This is a genomic window from Rubritepida flocculans DSM 14296, from assembly GCF_000425365.1.
GTDB lineage: Bacteria > Pseudomonadota > Alphaproteobacteria > Acetobacterales > Acetobacteraceae > Roseococcus > Roseococcus flocculans.
In genome coordinates, this window is the sequence record NZ_AUDH01000005.1 from 23,723 (window position 1) to 39,508 (window position 15,786).

The window sequence follows — 15,786 nt, forward strand, 5'->3', positions numbered from 1 at the left end:
CGGGGCGTTGTGGCGCTGGCAAGCGCCTTCACGCGCCGCCCTGCGCTGCCTTCATTTCGAGCAGAATCCGTTCGGGCGTGGCCGGCAGGTCGAGCCGGGCGAGCCCCGTGGCGTCGCGCAGCGCGTTCACCACCGCGGTGGCGAGCAGCAGCGGCGGCTCGCCCACCGCCTTGGAGCGGAAGATGGTGTTCGCCCGCGCCGGCGCCCCCTCCAGCAGCCGCACCTTCAGCACCGGCGGCACGTCGCGCGAGCCCGGGATCTTGTAGGTGGAGGGGCCGAGGGTGCGCTGCCGGCCGGCTTCGTCCCACCACAGCTCCTCGGTGGTGAGCCAGCCCATCCCCTGCACGAAGGCGCCCTCGATCTGGCCGAGGTCGATGGCCGGGTTCAGGCTGCGCCCGCAATCCTGCACGATGTGCGCCGAAAGGCAGCGGTGCTCGCCCGTCAGCGTGTCGAGCAGCACCTCCGCCACCGCCGCGCCGTAGGTGAAGTAGAAGAAGGGCGCGCCGCGCATCGCCGCCGCGTCCCAGTGGATGTCGGGCGTCTTGTAGAAGCCGGTGGCGGAGAGGCTCACGCGCTCCCGCCAGCAGAGCCTGGCGAGTTCGGCGAAGGAGAGGCGCTCATTCGCCCCGGGCCGGGCGGGGAAGATCGCGCCGTCCTCGAACACCACCTCCTCGGGCGCGCAGCCGAAGCGGCGCGCCGCCACCTCCGTCATGCGGGCCTTGATGGCGCTCGCCGCCGCATGCGCCGCCCAGCCGTTGAGGTCGCTGCCCGTGGAGGCGGCGGTGGCGCTGGTGTTGGGCACCTCGGCGGTGGAGGTCGCGGTGATGCCCACCTGCTCGACGGGCACGGAGAACACCTCCGCCACCACCTGGGCCACCTTGATGAACAGGCCCTGGCCCATCTCCGTGCCGCCATGGGCGAGGCGGATGGAGCCGTCGGTGTAGACATGCACCAGCGCGCCGGCCTGGTTCAGATGCACGATGCCGAAGCTGATGCCGAAGGCGCAGACGAAATGGCCGAGCCCCCGCCGCAGCGTGGGGTGGGCGGCGTTGAAGGCGGCGATCTCCGCCCGCTTCGCCTCCCAGCCCGCATCGCGCTTCGCCTCGGCCATCACGCGCCGGGCGAGTTCGGGCTCCAGCGCCTGGCCATAGGGGGTGCGATCGGCGAGGTTGATTGCGCGCAGCGCCTCCACGTCGCGGCCGAGATGCCGGGCCATGGCGTGCAGCACATCCTCCATCAGCAGCGCGCCCTGCGGGCCGCCGAAGCCGCGGAAGGCGGTGTTGCTGACGTGGTTGGTCTTCACCGCGCAGGCGGTGATCTCGAGCTCCGGCGCGGCGTAGCAGTTGAGCGCATGGGTGAGGGCGCGGAACACCACGCCCCCCGACATGTCCACGCTGTGCCCGCCATCGGCGGCGAGCAGCGCGCGCAGCGCCAGCAGCCGGCCCTCGGCGTCGAAGCCCGCCTCCCAGCGGTAGAGGAAGGGATGGCGCTTGCCGGTGGCCGCCATGTCGGCCCGCCGCGGCAGGCGCAGCTTCACCGGCCGGCCCGTCAGCCGCGCCGCCACCGCCGCCGCCGCCGCCACCCAGCTCGCATTGCTCTCCTTGCCGCCGAAGCCGCCGCCCATGCGCCGGCAGGTGACGGTGACGCGCTGATAGGCCACGCCCAGCACGCGCGCGACGATGTGCTGCACCTCGCTCGGGTGCTGGGTGGAGGAGTGGACGAGCATCTCCCCCTCCTCGCCCGGGATGGCGAGGGCGATCTGCCCCTCGAGGTAGAAATGCTCCTGCCCGCCGGCGCGGAACTCGCCCGAGAGCCGGTGCGGGGCGCGCGCGAGCCCGGCCGCCGCGTCGCCCTCGCGGATGGTCTGCGGCGGGATGATCCAGGCCTGCCGCGCCAGCCCCTCCTCGATGGAGAGCACGGGCGGCAGCGGCGCGATGGCGGGGGCGATGGCGGCGGCCGCGCGCAGCGCCGCATCGCGCGTCTCGGCCACGACGATGGCGAGCGGCTGGCCGTGATGCTCCACCAGCCCCTCGGCCAGCAGCGGCTCGCCGGTCGCGATGGGGGCGATGTCGTTCTCGCCCGGGATGTCGGCGGGCGTGACGATCCGCACCACCCCGGGCATGGCGAGGGCGGCGGCGAGGTCGAGCCCCTCGATCCGCCCATGCGCGACGGGCGAGAGGGCGAGTGCGGCATGCAAAGTGCCCGCGGGTTCGGGCAGATCGTCGAGGAAGCGCGCCGCGCCAGTCGCGTGGCGCAGCGCGCTGTCGTGCCGCATGGCCTGGCCGGCGCGGCGCAGCGGAGGGGGCGCGCCGTCCATCACGCGAAGACCTCGGCGGCGAGCCCGGCATGGCGCAGCGCAAGCCGCCGCAGCAGCCCGCGCGCCGCCTCCAGCCGGTAGGCGGCGCTGCCGCGCCAGTCGCTCATCGGCGCGAAGTCGAGCGCCTTGCCCGCCGCGCGCAGCGCCGCGTCGTCGAGCGGCCGGCCGACCAGCGCGGCCTCGGCCGGAAGGCAGCGGCGGGCGCGCGCATCCATGCCGCCGAAGGCGAGGCGGGCGGCGCGCACCACCCCGCCCTCCATCTCGATGCAGGCGGCGAGCGAGACGGCGCTGATGTCCTGGTCATGCCGGCGCGAGAGCTTCTCGGCCGCGAGGAAGGCCCCTGCCGGCGGGCGCGGCAGATGCACGGCGAGGATCAGCTCGTCCTCGGCCAGCGCGGTGCGGCGATAGCCGGTGAGGAAGGCCTCGACGGGCAGGCGGCGCGTGCCGCCGGGGCGCGCGAGCTCCACCTCCGCGCCGAGGGCGATCAGCACGGGCAGGGAATCGCCGATGGGCGAGGCGGTGCCGAGATTGCCCGCCACCGTGCCGAGGCCGCGGATCTGCCGCGAGCCGAGCCGCGCGAAGAAGGGCGCGAGCGGCGCAAGCGCGGGCTCGGCCCGGCAGAGCGAGAGCAGCGCGCGATAGGGCGCGGCCGCGCCGATCCGCCAGCCCGAGGGGCCGGCGCCGATCCCCTGCATCTCGGCCACGTTCAGCAGGCAGATCACCTCCTCGGGCCGCTCGCGATGCTCCGAGAGGCGCAGGCCGAGATCGGTGCCGCCCATCAGCAGCCAGGCCGCCGGATGGGCGGCGCGCAGCGCCAGCGCCTCGGCCAGCGTGGCGGGCAGGTGGAAGCCGCCGAAACGGGCCGAGGCGCGCGGCGGCAGGGCAGGGGGCGGCGCGCCGTCATCCTCCATGCGCGCCAGCGCGTCGAGGATGGGGCGATAGCCCGTGCAGCGGCAGAGATTGCCCGCCAGCGCCTCGTGCGGATCGCCGCCCTCGCGCGTGTGCGCCCAGGCGCTCATCACGATGCCCGGGGTGCAGAAGCCGCATTGCGTGCCGTCGCTCTCGGCGAGGATGCGCGGCAGCGGGTGCTGGGGCCCCAGCCCCTCGATGCTGCGCAGCGCGCGGCCATGAAGCTGGCCCAGCGCGCAGAGGCAGGCGTTGATGGGGGTGCGGGCGCCCTCCGCCTCCTCCAGCACCACGGTGCAGGCGCCGCAATCGCCCTCGGCGCAGCCCTCCTTCGTGCCGGTCAGCCCCTGGGCGCGCAGCCAGTCGAGCAGCGTCATGGTCGGCGGCGTGCCGGGCGGCAGGCGGCGCGGGGTTCCGTTCAGCACGAACTCGATCTGCTGCTGCATGTTCCGCACCCGGCCCTTCCGCCGCAGCTTACGGCGATGTCATCTGAGCCCGTCCTCGCCGATGATGCCCTCGACCGTCAAGCCGCCGATGCGCGGCAGCGGCCGCCCGCCATCGGTCAGCGCGAGGCAGAGCAGGATTTCGTCGCGCGCGGGCGCATCCGGCAGGCGGAACTCGATGGCGTCGAAATGGCTCCGCACATAGGCGGCGTCCTTGTGGCCGAGCGGGATGTCGATGGCCGCACCCGGCCCGCCGCGCTTCTTGGCGGAGGGGATCAGCGCCGGCCCCTTGCCCAGCGCGGCGCGCACCGGCGCGCCCATCTTGGGGTGCAGCAGGGCCGCGGCGTGCTCGAGCTCGCCCGCCTCGCCCACGATGGCCGCCTTGCCGAAGCTGTGCACCCTTGCGCCCTCGATGCCGAGCGCGGCGATGGCGCGCGCGGCGAGTGCGGCACCCAGCTCCGCCCCGGCCTCGATGAGGGGGGTGAGATCCTCGACATAGCGCCCGGCGAAGGGGTTCTCGATCACGCAGGCGGCGACGGCGCGGCGGATGGGGGGCGCGATCGCGCGCCCCGCCTCGCGCGCGGTCTCGTGGACCAGCACGGCCCAGGCGCGCGGGCTCATGCCCGCAGCTCCGGGATGCGCGCGGCGGGGGGCGTGTTGCGGCTGCGGCCGCAGACGATCTTCCCGTCCACGATCACCATGCCGATGCCGGGCAGCTCGCCCTCCATGAAGGCCTCGGCCGCGTCGCGCCCCGCGCCGCCGATGGGCGCGTCCAGCAGCACGAGATCGGCCGCCCGCCCGGGCGCGATCACCCCCGCCTCGATCCCGCGCCAGCGCGCGGTGTTGCCGCCCGCCGCCGCGATGGCGAGGCCCGGATCGAGCCCGCCGACCGAGCACAGGAGGGAGATGGTCCGCAGCACGCCGAGCGGCTGCACGCCCGAGCCCGCGGGGCTGTCCGTGCCGATCACCAGCCGGTCGAGCCGCCCCATCTCGCGCAGCACGCCCAGCGCATGCAGCGCGTTGCGCGGGTTGCCGTTGTGCACCACCTCGATGGCGCGGGAGGTGCCCTCGATGACCTTCGTCAGCTCCGCGCGCGGCAGCGAGGTGGGCCCGCCATTGATGTGCGCCACGATGTCGGCGTCCGCGGCGATGACCACCGGCGCGGCCATGAGGTTCGAGCCGGCGATGGAGGGCCCGCCGCAGTGGATCATGGCGTTGAGCCCGGCGGCGCGCACCCAGCCCATCACCTGCGCCACCTCCGCCTCGTCCTTGACGGTGCCGAGGCCGAACTCGCCCACGAAGCGCACCCCGGCCGCGGCCATCTCGGCGTAGTCGGCCTCGGTGAGGCCGCGCTCGGGCACCGGCGCGCCGGCCAGCACCCGCGCGCCCATGGGCCGGAAGGCCGAGAAGGCGCGCTGCGCGGCGATGGCGAGCGCCTTCACCCCCACGGGATCCTTCGGCCGGCCGGGCAGATGCACCTCGCCCGCGCTGATCAGCGTGGTGGTGCCGCCATGCACCATGCCCTCGATCCAGCCGAGCTGGTTCTGCCGCGGCGTCCAGTCGCCGAAGGCGGGGTGCACGTGGTTGTCGATCAGCCCGGGCATGACGGCGCAGCCCTGCGCCTCGATCACCTCCGCGCCCTCGGCGTCCATCTCCGCGGCGCGGCCGATGGCGGCGATGCGGCCCTGCTCGATCAGGATCGCGTCCGCCTCGAGGCGCGGGGCGGCGATGTCGCCCGAGAAGACGAGTCCGAGCCCGCGCAGCAATGTCCGTGTCATGCAAGCCTCCCCAAGGGCCGCGGGGAGCGTAGTTTCCGATTGAGCGGCGCGCCAAGGGGCCGCATGCTCCGACGAAACGAAATGGAGCGGACGAGGTTGGGGAACTATTGGCGGCCCGCGACGCTGGAGGCGGCGCTGCGGATTCTCGTGGAGCAGGCGCCGCGCCTCCTGGCCGGCGGCACCGATGTCTATCCGGCGCTGACCCAGGCGGCCGCCTGGGGGGCGGCCCCCGCGCCGGCGCTGCTCGACCTCACGGGCATCGCCGCGCTGCGCGGGGTGACGCGCACGGGCGGGACGTGGCGCATCGGCGCCCTCACCCCCTGGGCGGTGCTGCGCGACGCGCCGCCCGCCCCGGGCTTCCGCGCCCTGGCCGAGGCGGCGGCGCAGGTGGGCGGGCGGCAGATCCAGGCGCGCGGCACCATCGGGGGCAATCTCTGCAACGCCTCGCCCGCGGCCGATGGCGTGCCGCCGCTGCTGATCCTCGACGCGGCGGTGGAGCTCGCCTCGCCCCGGGGCCTGCGCGTCCTGCCGCTGCGGGAGTTCCTGCCGGGCGCGCGGCGCACGGCCCGCGCGGCGGATGAGATCGTGACGGCCATCCTCGTTCCCGTGGCGGCGGCGGAGGCGCCCTCGGTGTTCCTCAAGCTCGGCGCGCGGGCGCATCTCGTCATCTCCATCGCCATGGTCGCGGCCAGCGCGAACGGGCGGGTGGCGGTGGGGGCCTGCTCGGAGGTGGCGCGGCTGTGGGAGGAGGGGCTCGCGCCCATCGACGATGTGCGCGCGAGCGCCGCCTATCGCCGCGCCGCGGCCGAGGAGCTGGTGGCGCGGGCGCGCGCGAGGCTCGCCGCATGATCCGCCTGACCGTGAACGGCGCGCCGCGCGCGCTCGATCTGCCGGGCGGGACGCGGCTTTCCGCCGCGCTGCGCGAGACGCTGGGGCTGACGGGCACCAAGATCGGCTGCGACGCCGGGGATTGCGGCGCCTGCACCGTGCTGATCGACGGCGCCCAGGCCTGCGCCTGCCTCACCCCGCTCGGCCAATGCGAGGGGGCGCGGGTGGAGACGGTGGAGGGCCTGGCCGCCACCCCCGAGGGGCGGGCGCTGATCGCGCGCTTCCACGCCGCGGGCGCGGCACAATGCGGCATCTGCACGCCCGGCATGCTGGTGGCCGCGACCGAGCTGCTGCGCGCCAACCCCGCGCCCTCGGAGGCGGAGGTGGAGGCGGCGCTGGGCGGCGTGCTCTGCCGCTGCACCGGCTATCGGCGCATCATCGAGGCGGTGCGCGGCGCGGGGCCGGCGGCCGAGCCGGGGGCGGTGGGGGCGCGGCTGCCGCGGCTCGACGGCGCGGCCAAGCTCGACGGAAGTGCCCGGTTCGGGGCCGATCTCGCCCCGGCCGATGCGCTCTGGCTCAAGGCCGTGCGCTCGCCGCACGCCCATGCGCGCTTCGTCCTGCCCGACATCCCGGCCTTCCTGGCCGCCCATCCCGGCATCCGCGCGGTGCTGACGGCGCGCGACGTGCCGGGGCGCAACGGCTACGGCATCTATCCGCACATCAAGGACCAGCCCGTCTTCGCCGAAGGCGAGGCCCTTTATCGCGGCGACGCGGTGGCCGCGCTGGTGGGCGCGCGCGAGGCCGTCGAGCGCGCGGAACTGCCCGTGGCCTGGACGCCGCTGCCCGCCCGTCACGACCCCGAGGCCGCGCTCGGCGGCCCGCCGCTGCACGCGGCCTTCCCGGACAATGTGCTGGCCGAGGGGCTGGTGCGCCGCGGCGATCCGGAGGCCGCCTTCGCCGCCGCCGCACATGTCGCGGAGGGCGCCTTCCGCACGAGCTTCGTCGAGCACGCCTACATCGAGCCCGAAGCGGGCTTCGCGCGGCGAATCGGCGAGCGCATCGAGATCTGGTGCGCCACCCAGGCCCCGGCGATGGACCGCGAGGAGGTGGCGGGCGTGCTCGGCCTGCCGCTCGAGGCCGTGCGCATCATCCCGAGCCATTGCGGCGGCGGCTTCGGCGGCAAGCTCGATGCGGGGATGCAGCCCATGCTCGCCGTCGCCGCCTGGGTCCTCGACCATCCCGTGCGCGCCGTCTGGTCGCGGCCCGAGAGCATGGCCGCCAGCACCAAGCGCCACCCCGCGCGCATCGCGGCGCGCGCCGCCTGCGACGCGGAGGGCCGCCTGCTCGCGCTCGACTTCGAGGGGCTCTACGACACGGGCGCCTATGCCTCCTGGGGGCCGACGGTGGCGGGGCGCGTGCCGGTGCACGCCACCGGGCCCTATCGCGTGCCGCATGTGCGGGCGCGGGCGCGGGCGGTGTTCACGCACCAGCCGCCCTCGGGCGCCTTCCGCGGCTTCGGCGTGCCCCAGGCGGCGGTGGCGCAGGAGGCGCTCTACGACCGCCTGGCCGACGCCTGCGGCATGGACCGGCTGGAGTTCCGCATCCTCAACGCGCTGACGCCGGGCGACGTGACGGCGACGGGCCAGCGCCTCGCCCATTCCGTGGGCCAGCGCGAGTGTCTCGAGGCGCTGCGCCCGCGCTGGGCGGCGCTGCGCGCGGAGGCCGCGCGCCGCAACGCGGCCGGCGGGCCCTGGCGCCATGGCGTGGGGGTGGCGGGCATGTGGTACGGCATCGGCAACACCGGCATGTCCAACCCCTCGGAGATGCGGCTGATCCTGGGCGCGGATGGCCGGCTCTCCTTCCGCAACGGGGCGGTGGACATCGGCCAGGGCAGCGCCACCGTGCTCGCCCAGATCGTGGCGGAGGCGCTCGGCCTGCCGGTCGTGGCCATCGCCCAGATCCATGGCGACACGGCGCTCACCCCCGATGCGGGCAAGACCAGCGCCTCGCGCCAGACCTTCGTCTCGGGCCGCGCGGCGCTGGCCGCGGCCCTGGACCTGCGCGCGAAGCTCAACGGCGCGCTGGGCTGGGACGGGGCGCGGGTGACGGTGAACGGCGAGCCCTATGCCGGGCCGGGGCTCGAGGGCCATGGCCGTTTCGACCCGCCCACCGTGCCGCTCGACGCGGAGGGCCAGGGCACGCCCTACGCCACCTACGGCTTCGCGGCGCAGCTCTGCGCGCTGGCGGTGGATGTGCGGCTTGGCACGGTGCGGCTCGAGCGCTTCGTCGCCGCGCATGACGTGGGGCGCGCGATCAACCCCACGCTGGTGGAGGGGCAGATCCATGGCGGGATCGCCCAGGGCATCGGGCTCGCGCTGATGGAGGAATACATCCCCGGCCGCACCGAGAACCTGCACGACTACCTGATCCCCTCCTTCGGCGATGTGCCGCCCATCGAGTGCATCCTGATCGAATCGCCCGAACCGCTCGGGCCCTATGGCGCGAAGGGGGTGGGCGAGCCCGCGCTGGTCGCCACCGCGCCGGCCATCCTCTCCGCCATCCGCGACGCGACGGGCGCGCAGATCGCGCATCTGCCCGCCCTGCCGCACCGTGTGCTGGAGGCGCTTGGCCATGGCCGATAGGACGGAGCAATTCGGCGCGCGCGAGGGGACGGAGGGCATCGTGCGCTGCGACGCCTGCCCGGTGCTCTGCCGCATCAGGCCCGGCCGCGCCGGCGCCTGCCACCGCTACGCCAATGAGGGCGGGCGGCTGGTGCGGACCGATCCGCTGGTGCTGCTCACCCGCACGGTGGAGGCCGCGGAGCCCGTGGTGCCCTTCCTCGAGGGCGCGGAGGAATGGGCGGGCGAGCTTGCCCCGCGCGAGCAGGTCTTCGTCACCGCCATCGGCGCGGGCACCACCTATCCGGACTACAAGCCCGCGCCCTTCATCGTCAGCGCCCGCCATGAGGGGGTGGACACGGTGACGGTCGTCACCGAGGGCATCTTCAGCTACTGCGGCCTCAAGGCGAAGATCGACACCGACCGCCATCTCGGCCCCGAGGCCGCGCCGGTGCGCCATGAGGGCGAGCAGATCGGCCATGTCACCACCGCCGAATACGGCTCGCAGATGCTCTCGCTCGGCGGCGTGCGCCACCTCACGGGCGGCTCGAAGCGCGAGGGGCAGGTGACCTGCGCCGCGCTGCTCGCCCTCTGCCGGAAGGAGGCGATCGAGGTCGAGATCGAGGGCGGCGCGCGCCTTGTGCTGCAGGCCGGCGCCGCGCCCATCGTCAACGGCGTGCGCGAGAGCCGCATGCGCGTGGGCTGCGGCAGCGCGGCCATCGGCATCTTCGCCCAGCAATGGCACGGCCATGTGGACGAGGTGGTGGTGCTGGACGACCACATCACCGGCGTGCTGACCGAGCACCAGGCGGGGAAATGCCTCGGGATGCGCCCCTCCGGGCTGCGCGTGCGCGGCCGGCGCTCCACCCCCGGGCGCTATTTCCAGGTGGCGCATCCCGGCGCGGGCTGGGGCGGGACGGACATCACCGATCCGCTCTCGGTCATCGAGGGCTTCGACCCCAAGCAGGCCTGGCCCGGCATGCGCGTGCTGATGACCAGCACGACGGGCGAGGACGCGCTGTGGTTCGAACTCGACGAGGCGCTGCGCCCCGTCCCGCGCCCCATGCCCGAGGCGGTGGCGCGCACCGTCGCGCGCATCGGCGAGAACTGCGAGCCGGCGATGACCTCCATCCTCTTCATGGCCGGGGCGGGCGGGTCGCTGCGCGCGGGGGTGACGGAGAACCCCATCCTGCTCACCCGCCGCGTGCAGCAGGGCGAGGTGCGCGTCACCATGGGCGGCGCGCCCTGCTATCTCTGGCCCGGGGGCGGCATCACCATCATGGCGGATGTGCTGCGCATCCCCGACAACGCCTTCGGGCATGTGCCCACGCCCGCCCTGGTCGCGCCCATCGAGTTCACCATGCGCGCCGATCTCTACGCCGCGCTCGGCGGGCATGTGGAGCACGCGCTGCCGCTTGCGGAACTGCTCGCGCGGCACGCGGCGGAGAGCGAGAGCGCGCCCTGGCCTGCCGCCAATCCCTGGCCCGAGGCCCCGAGATGATGGACGCCGCCGCCTGGCCGCCGCCGCAGCGGCAGCTTCTGCCCGATGGGCGGCTGCTGCTGGAGGACGGGCCGATCCGCCTCGTGATCGGCTTGGAGGGCGCGCGGGCGGCGGTGCTGGAGGCGCGCGAGGCGGCGGCGCGCGCGCTGGAGGGCGTGCTGCCCGCCCTGGCCGAGGAGGTCGCGCTGCTGCGCCAGCCGCTCATGGGCCGCCCGCCCGCCGTGCGCCACCCCGTGGCGCGGCGCATGGTGGAGGCCGCCTGGCCCTATCGCGCGCATTTCGTCACGCCCATGGTCGCCGTGGCGGGGGCGGTGGCCGAGCATGTGCTGCTCGGGCTCACCGCCGTCCCGGGGCTCACCATGGCCTATGTGAACAATGGCGGCGACATCGCCCTGCACCTCTCGGGGCAGGCGACGCTGCGCGTGGGCCTCGTGGAGCGGCCCGAGGCGGGGGCGCCCGATGGGCTGGCGGTGATCCGCGGCGGCGATGCGGTGCGGGGCATCGCCACCTCGGGCTGGCGCGGGCGCAGCTTCTCGCGCGGGATCGCCGATGCGGTGACGGTGCTCGCCACCCGCGCGCCCGAGGCGGACGCCGCCGCGAGCCTGATCGCCAACGCGGTGGACGCCGAGCACCCGCTGATCCGCCGCGCGCCGGCGCAGAGCCTCGACCCGGACAGCGACCTGCGCGACCTGCCGGTGACGGTGGATGTGGGCGCGCTGCCGCCCGAGATCGTGCACCTCGCCCTCGATCGCGGCGAGGCCTTCGCCGAGGGGCTGCTGGCGCGCGGGCTGGTGCTGGGCGCCTGCCTGCGCCTGCAGGGGCAGGTGCGGGTTCTGGGCGCCTCGGGCGCGCTGGTGAATTTCGGGCGCGAGGAGAGGCTCGGCTGAGCCGGGCGGCGTCCCATGCGGTCCTTCTCGCGCGCAGCCTGGGCGCCACCCGGGGCGGCGGGTCGCGCTGCGCCTTTAACAAAGTCATGCCAGCGGCCGCTGGCATGCGCCCCGGCCGTGCTATGCTGGGTCAGGTCAGGCGGGGATGAGCATGGCGGAGCGCGATGATCGGCTGAGGCGGCGGCTTTTCGTGCTGCGCGCCGCGAGCGCGGGCGGCGCGGCCCTGGCCGCCCCGGCCTGGGCGCAGGGCACCAAGGCCGGGCGCAGCCCGCCCGCACCGCCGCAGGGCGGGCCCGCGCCCCCCTTCGGCGTGAGCGACGCCGACCCCGGCGACCCTCCCGGGCGCGGTCGCGGTACCGGCCCGCAGCCTCCGCGCAGCGGCCTGACCGACAGCGACCCCAACGACCCGCCGGGCCAGGGCCGGGGCGGCGGCGCCCCGGGCATGAGCGACGCCGACCCCGGCGACCCTCCGGGGCGCGGCCGTGGCGCCCGCCCGCCCGGCCAGGGCGTCAGCGACGCGGACCCCACCGATCCGCCGGGCCAGGGAAGGGGCGGCGCACCCCGCCCCCCCTCCGGCCCCACCGACACCGACCCGAGCGACCCTCCCGGCCGCGGGCGCGGCGCGCCCCCGGGCGGAAAAGGGGCCTGACAGGGGCGCATGACTCCCTGCCGAATGATGCCGCCTCTCTCGCCCGCGGCCTCGGCCTCGCGGCGATGAGCCAGGGCCCGCCGCCGCGGTTCAGCCCGCGTTCAGCGCCCGGGGCGCAGCAAGCCCGCATGCGCCGACGCCTGCTTGCGGTTCTCGCCCCCGCCTTCGCCCTCGCGCCGCTCGCCCTGCCGGGGTCGGGGCGGGCGCGCGCCAGCGAAAGGCGCGACCATGAGCGCGCGCGCGCCGCGCTGGAGGCGGGGCAGATCCGCCCCCTCTCCGACCTGTTGGCCGAGGTGGAGCGCCGCTTCCGCGGCCGCGTCATCGAGGCCGAGCTGGAGCGCGACGACGCCCAGTGGCTCTACGAGCTCAAGATCCTGCCGCCCAACGGGCGCGTCTTCATCGTCGAGCTGGATGCGGCCACCGGCCAGCTTCTGCGCTCGCGCGGGCCGGTGCAGGAGCGCGCGCCGGGCGAGACCGCCGCCCCCCGCCCGGGCCCGGCCCTGCGCTGAGACCCCGCCGCCGCCATGGACCACCCCCCCGCCGCGGGTGCAAGCTGAGGCCATGCGCCTGCTCGTCGTCGAGGATCACGCGCAACTGAGCGCGCAGCTCCGCCAGGGGCTGAGCGAGGCCGGATTCGTCGTGGATGTCGCCGCCGACGGCGAGGAGGGCGCGCATCTGGGCGAGACCGAGCCCTATGACGCGGTGGTGCTCGATCTCGGCCTGCCCCGGCTCGACGGCCTGTCCGTGCTGCGGCGCTGGCGGGCGGGGGGGCGGAGCATGCCCGTGCTGATCCTCACCGCGCGCGACGCCTGGAGCGAGAAGGTGGAGGGGCTGAACGCCGGCGCCGACGACTACCTCGCCAAGCCCTTCGCCATGGGCGAGCTGGTGGCGCGGCTCAACGCGCTGATCCGCCGCGCGAGCGGCGTGGCCTCGCCGGTGCTGCGCTTCGGCCCCGTCGCGCTCGACACCGCGACCCGCATGGTCACGCGCGAGGGGCAGCCCGTGCGCCTCACCGCGCTGGAATACGGGCTGTTCCAGTATCTGGCCCTGCATGCGGGCCGCCCCGTCTCCAAGACCGAGCTGACCGAGCATCTCTACGCGCAGGATTTCGACCGCGATTCGAACACGCTCGAGGTCATCGTCGCGCGGCTGCGGCGCAAGCTGGGCGAGGGGCTGATCGAGACCATCCGCGGCCAGGGATACCGGCTGCTGCCGCCGCGATGAACGCCGCGCCGCCGCGCCTGCCGCGCAGCGGTTCGCTGACCTGGCGGCTTGCGGCCTCGGCCGCCTTCTGGGTGGCCATGGGGCTCGGGCTCATCGGCTGGTTCGTGATCCGCACCGACGCGCGCCAGATCGAGGCCGCGGCCGATGCGCGCATCGAGCGCCAGCTCGATGCGCTGGTCGCCGCCGTGGCCTTCGACCGCGCCCTCGGCCCGCTGCTGACCCGCCCGCTCGCGGATCCGGAGTTCGAGAGGCCGCTTTCGGGCTTCTACTGGCAGCTCACCGGGCCCGGGGGCACGGTGCTCACCTCGCGCTCGCTGTGGGATTCGCGCCTGCCGCCGCCCCGGCCGGGGGAGGGGCGGCTGGTGGCGCGCGACCTCTGGGGCCCGCGCGGCGAGGCGCTGCGCGTGCTGGAGCGCGAGGTGACCATCGAGGCGCCGGGCGGGCGGGTGCCTATTTCCGTGCAGCTCGCCGTGCCGCGCGCCGCCATCGACGAGGAGATCCTGAGCCTGCGCCGCGGCGTGGTGCTCGCCTTCGCCATGCTGGGCGCGGGGCTCGTCGTCGTCGTGGTCGGGCTGGTGGTCTGGGGGCTGAGGCCGCTGCGCCGCACCCAGGAGGAGCTGGTGGAGGTGCGCGAGGGCCGGCGCCAGCACATGGACGTGACCGCGCCCTCCGAGATCGCGCCGCTGGTCGAGGAGATCGAGGCGCTGATCGAGCAGAACCGCGCCACGGTGGAGCGCGCGCGCCACCATGTCGGCAACCTCGCCCATGCGCTCAAGACGCCCATCGCCGTGCTGCGCAACGCGCTCGACAGCGGCGACGCCGAGGCCGCGCGCGCCCAGGCGATGACGCTCGACCGGCTGGTGCAGCACCATCTGCGCCGCGCCCGGGCCGGGGCGCTGGCCGGCAGCGCGGCGGGCGAGAGCGCGCCCCATGAGGTGGCGCAGGCGGTGGCCACCGCGCTCTCGCGCCTCACCGCGCAGCGCGGCCTCGCGATCGAGGTGCGCGGCGAGCGCGCGGCGCGCGTGCGCGCCGACGCCCAGGACCTGACAGAGATGCTGGGCAACCTGATCGAGAACGCGACCAAATTCGCCGCCCGCCGCGTGCGGGTCACGGTCAGCGCGCCGCGCGGCCTGCCCGTGGCCATCGAGATCGAGGACGACGGGCCGGGCCTGTCGCCGGGCGAGGATGCGGCGGCGCTGGCCCGCGGCGTGCGGCTCGACGAATCCAAGGCGGGCTCGGGCCTCGGCCTCGCCATCGTGAACGATCTGGCGCAGCTCTACGGCGGGCGGCTCAGCCTGGGCGCGAGCCCGTCGCTGGGCGGGCTGCGCGCGCGGCTCGAACTGCCCCCCAGCCGGGGGTGAAGCGGGCCGCCGCCCGCATCATCGCCTTCAGCCCCGCCCTTCCTGCCCCGCCTCCAGGATGCTCGCGAGGAAGGCGGTGAAGCCGAGCTGCAGCCCCGCCACCGCCACCGTGCTCCAGACGAGGAAGAGCCGCGGCGAGACGGGGTCCTCGATGTCGCCGAAGCCCGCCCCCGCCCAGCCGCCGAAGGTGGCGGCCATGCCGGCCACGCCCGCGAGCAGCAGCAGCGCGGCCAGGATCAGGCCGCTCTCCAGCATGGGCAGGCGCCGCCACCAGGACTCGCGCATCGGCGGCAGATAGCCGCGCCGCATGCCGACGAGCCGCGAGATCAGCGCGAAGGCCACCGCCTGCATCCCCGCGAGCAGGAAGAGGCATCCCGCCATCAGGCTGTGCAGGTCGAGCCGCACGGGACCGAGCACGACGGGCCCGCCCGCCAGCAGCAGCACCAAGCCGGCCCCGAGCCCGAGCAGCGCAAGCCCCGGATAGAGGAACAGCCAGCGGGGCGAATAGAACAGCAGGAAGCGCAGATGCCGCCAGCCGTCGCGCCAGGTGCGCAGATGCGGCGGGCGGGACCGCCCGTCCGGGCGCAGCCGTGTGGGCACCTCGGCGATGCGATAGCCCGCCAGCGCGGCGCGCACCACCATCTCCGAGGCGAACTCCATCCCCGGCGTGACGAGATTGAGCGCGAGGATGCGCTCGCGCGAGAATCCGCGGATGCCGCAGTGGAAATCCCCCGTCGGCACGCGGAAGAAGAGCCGGCCGAGGAAGGAGAGCACGGGGTTGCCGAGCCAGCGGTGCAGGAAGGGCATCGCCCCCTTCTCGATGCCGCCGCGGAAGCGGTTGCCCATCACGAGCTCCGCCCCGCCGCGCAGCGCCTCCACGAAGGCGTCGAGATTCGCGAAATCGTAGCTGTGGTCGCTGTCGCCCATGATGACGAAGCGCCCGCGCGCGGCGGCGATGCCCCCGCGCAGCGCCGCGCCGTAGCCGCGCTCGGCCACCGGCACGACGCGCGCGCCGAGGGATTCGGCGATGGCCTGGCTGCCGTCGGTGCTGCCGTTGTCGGCCACCAGCACCTCGCCTCTGACGCCGCTGCGCGCGAGGAAGGCCTGCGCGTCGCGGATGCAGAGCGCGAGGGTCTCCGCCTCGTTGAGGCAGGGCATGAGGATGGTGAGTTCGAGCTCGCCTTCGGCGGGCGCGGGGGAGGGGGTGGTCATGGCGTCCGGATCGTTCGCGCCCTCACTGGGCCAGCGCCGCGCCGATGTCGAGGGTCATGGCC

The 15,786-nt window shown here is 75.4% G+C and carries 13 protein-coding genes; 8 read left to right on the plus strand and 5 right to left on the minus strand.

From position 1 onward, the window contains the following. Positions 1–28 precede the first annotated feature (28 nt). Genes xdhB through H596_RS0106725 form a run of 4 tightly spaced genes read right to left on the minus strand, consistent with a single transcriptional unit; the run spans position 29 to position 5,444 of the window. The gene (gene xdhB, locus H596_RS0106710) at positions 29–2,317 is read right to left on the minus strand and encodes a xanthine dehydrogenase molybdopterin binding subunit (protein ID WP_027284230.1); all 2,289 of its coding nucleotides are present in this window, start codon (positions 2,315–2,317) and stop codon (positions 29–31) included. Continuing rightward, complete coding sequence (locus H596_RS0106715; RefSeq protein WP_027284231.1) at positions 2,317–3,669, minus strand: FAD binding domain-containing protein; 1,353 nt, start codon at positions 3,667–3,669, stop codon at positions 2,317–2,319. Before H596_RS0106715 ends, xdhB begins: the two co-directional genes overlap by 1 nt. Positions 3,670–3,708: 39 nt before the next feature. Further along, entirely contained in the window at positions 3,709–4,287 is a 579-nt protein-coding gene (locus tag H596_RS0106720) for an amino acid synthesis family protein (protein ID WP_027284232.1), read from the minus strand. Beyond that, a complete protein-coding gene (locus H596_RS0106725) occupies positions 4,284–5,444 on the minus strand; it encodes an amidohydrolase family protein (RefSeq protein WP_027284233.1) in 1,161 nt (386 codons plus the stop codon). The genes H596_RS0106720 and H596_RS0106725 overlap by 4 nt, the downstream gene beginning before the upstream one ends. A 96-nt stretch (positions 5,445–5,540) precedes the next feature. Between H596_RS0106725 and H596_RS0106730 the strand changes: the two genes are divergently transcribed. The 8 genes from H596_RS0106730 (at position 5,541) to H596_RS20475 (ending at position 14,512) form a co-directional block, all read left to right on the plus strand. Next, positions 5,541–6,293, plus strand: coding sequence for an FAD binding domain-containing protein (locus H596_RS0106730; RefSeq protein ID WP_027284234.1), 753 nt, complete (start codon positions 5,541–5,543; stop codon positions 6,291–6,293). Beyond that, entirely contained in the window at positions 6,290–8,914 is a 2,625-nt protein-coding gene (locus tag H596_RS0106735; protein ID WP_027284235.1) for a molybdopterin-dependent oxidoreductase, read from the plus strand. Before H596_RS0106730 ends, H596_RS0106735 begins: the two co-directional genes overlap by 4 nt. Continuing rightward, positions 8,904–10,391: a 6-hydroxynicotinate reductase gene (locus H596_RS0106740; protein ID WP_027284236.1), complete on the plus strand. Its 1,488-nt coding sequence runs from the start codon at positions 8,904–8,906 to the stop codon at positions 10,389–10,391. Before H596_RS0106735 ends, H596_RS0106740 begins: the two co-directional genes overlap by 11 nt. Beyond that, positions 10,388–11,278 (plus strand): UPF0280 family protein, encoded by an 891-nt coding sequence (locus H596_RS0106745; protein ID WP_245583964.1) that lies wholly within the window; start codon positions 10,388–10,390, stop codon positions 11,276–11,278. Before H596_RS0106740 ends, H596_RS0106745 begins: the two co-directional genes overlap by 4 nt. A 151-nt stretch (positions 11,279–11,429) precedes the next feature. Beyond that, positions 11,430–11,927 carry a hypothetical protein gene (locus tag H596_RS20465; protein WP_156910058.1) on the plus strand — a complete coding sequence of 166 codons (498 nt, stop codon included), beginning with the start codon at positions 11,430–11,432 and terminating at the stop codon, positions 11,925–11,927. A gap of 128 nt (positions 11,928–12,055) precedes the next feature. Then, complete coding sequence (locus H596_RS20470) at positions 12,056–12,436, plus strand: PepSY domain-containing protein (protein WP_051212520.1); 381 nt, start codon at positions 12,056–12,058, stop codon at positions 12,434–12,436. 52 nt (positions 12,437–12,488) lie between these two features. Continuing rightward, complete coding sequence (locus H596_RS0106760; RefSeq protein WP_027284238.1) at positions 12,489–13,151, plus strand: response regulator transcription factor; 663 nt, start codon at positions 12,489–12,491, stop codon at positions 13,149–13,151. Next, positions 13,148–14,512 carry a sensor histidine kinase gene (locus H596_RS20475; protein ID WP_037300373.1) on the plus strand — a complete coding sequence of 455 codons (1,365 nt, stop codon included), beginning with the start codon at positions 13,148–13,150 and terminating at the stop codon, positions 14,510–14,512. The genes H596_RS0106760 and H596_RS20475 overlap by 4 nt, the downstream gene beginning before the upstream one ends. 27 nt (positions 14,513–14,539) lie before the next feature. Here the strand turns inward: H596_RS20475 and H596_RS0106770 are convergent, their stop codons facing one another. Next, positions 14,540–15,724: a glycosyltransferase family 2 protein gene (locus H596_RS0106770; protein WP_027284239.1), complete on the minus strand. Its 1,185-nt coding sequence runs from the start codon at positions 15,722–15,724 to the stop codon at positions 14,540–14,542. Between the last annotated feature and the right edge of the window lie 62 nt (positions 15,725–15,786).

Coding starts and splice junctions, on each gene's coding strand:
- xdhB (WP_027284230.1), bottom strand. CDS start 2,317: ATGGACGGCGCGCCCCCTCCGCTGCGCCGCGCCGGCCAGGCCATGCGG.
- H596_RS0106760 (WP_027284238.1), top strand. CDS start 12,489: ATGCGCCTGCTCGTCGTCGAGGATCACGCGCAACTGAGCGCGCAGCTC.
- H596_RS0106770 (WP_027284239.1), bottom strand. CDS start 15,724: ATGACCACCCCCTCCCCCGCGCCCGCCGAAGGCGAGCTCGAACTCACC.
- H596_RS20470 (WP_051212520.1), top strand. CDS start 12,056: ATGCGCCGACGCCTGCTTGCGGTTCTCGCCCCCGCCTTCGCCCTCGCG.
- H596_RS20465 (WP_156910058.1), top strand. CDS start 11,430: ATGGCGGAGCGCGATGATCGGCTGAGGCGGCGGCTTTTCGTGCTGCGC.
- H596_RS0106715 (WP_027284231.1), bottom strand. CDS start 3,669: ATGCAGCAGCAGATCGAGTTCGTGCTGAACGGAACCCCGCGCCGCCTG.
- H596_RS0106720 (WP_027284232.1), bottom strand. CDS start 4,287: ATGAGCCCGCGCGCCTGGGCCGTGCTGGTCCACGAGACCGCGCGCGAG.
- H596_RS0106735 (WP_027284235.1), top strand. CDS start 6,290: ATGATCCGCCTGACCGTGAACGGCGCGCCGCGCGCGCTCGATCTGCCG.
- H596_RS0106740 (WP_027284236.1), top strand. CDS start 8,904: ATGGCCGATAGGACGGAGCAATTCGGCGCGCGCGAGGGGACGGAGGGC.
- H596_RS0106725 (WP_027284233.1), bottom strand. CDS start 5,444: ATGACACGGACATTGCTGCGCGGGCTCGGACTCGTCTTCTCGGGCGAC.
- H596_RS20475 (WP_037300373.1), top strand. CDS start 13,148: ATGAACGCCGCGCCGCCGCGCCTGCCGCGCAGCGGTTCGCTGACCTGG.
- H596_RS0106745 (WP_245583964.1), top strand. CDS start 10,388: ATGATGGACGCCGCCGCCTGGCCGCCGCCGCAGCGGCAGCTTCTGCCC.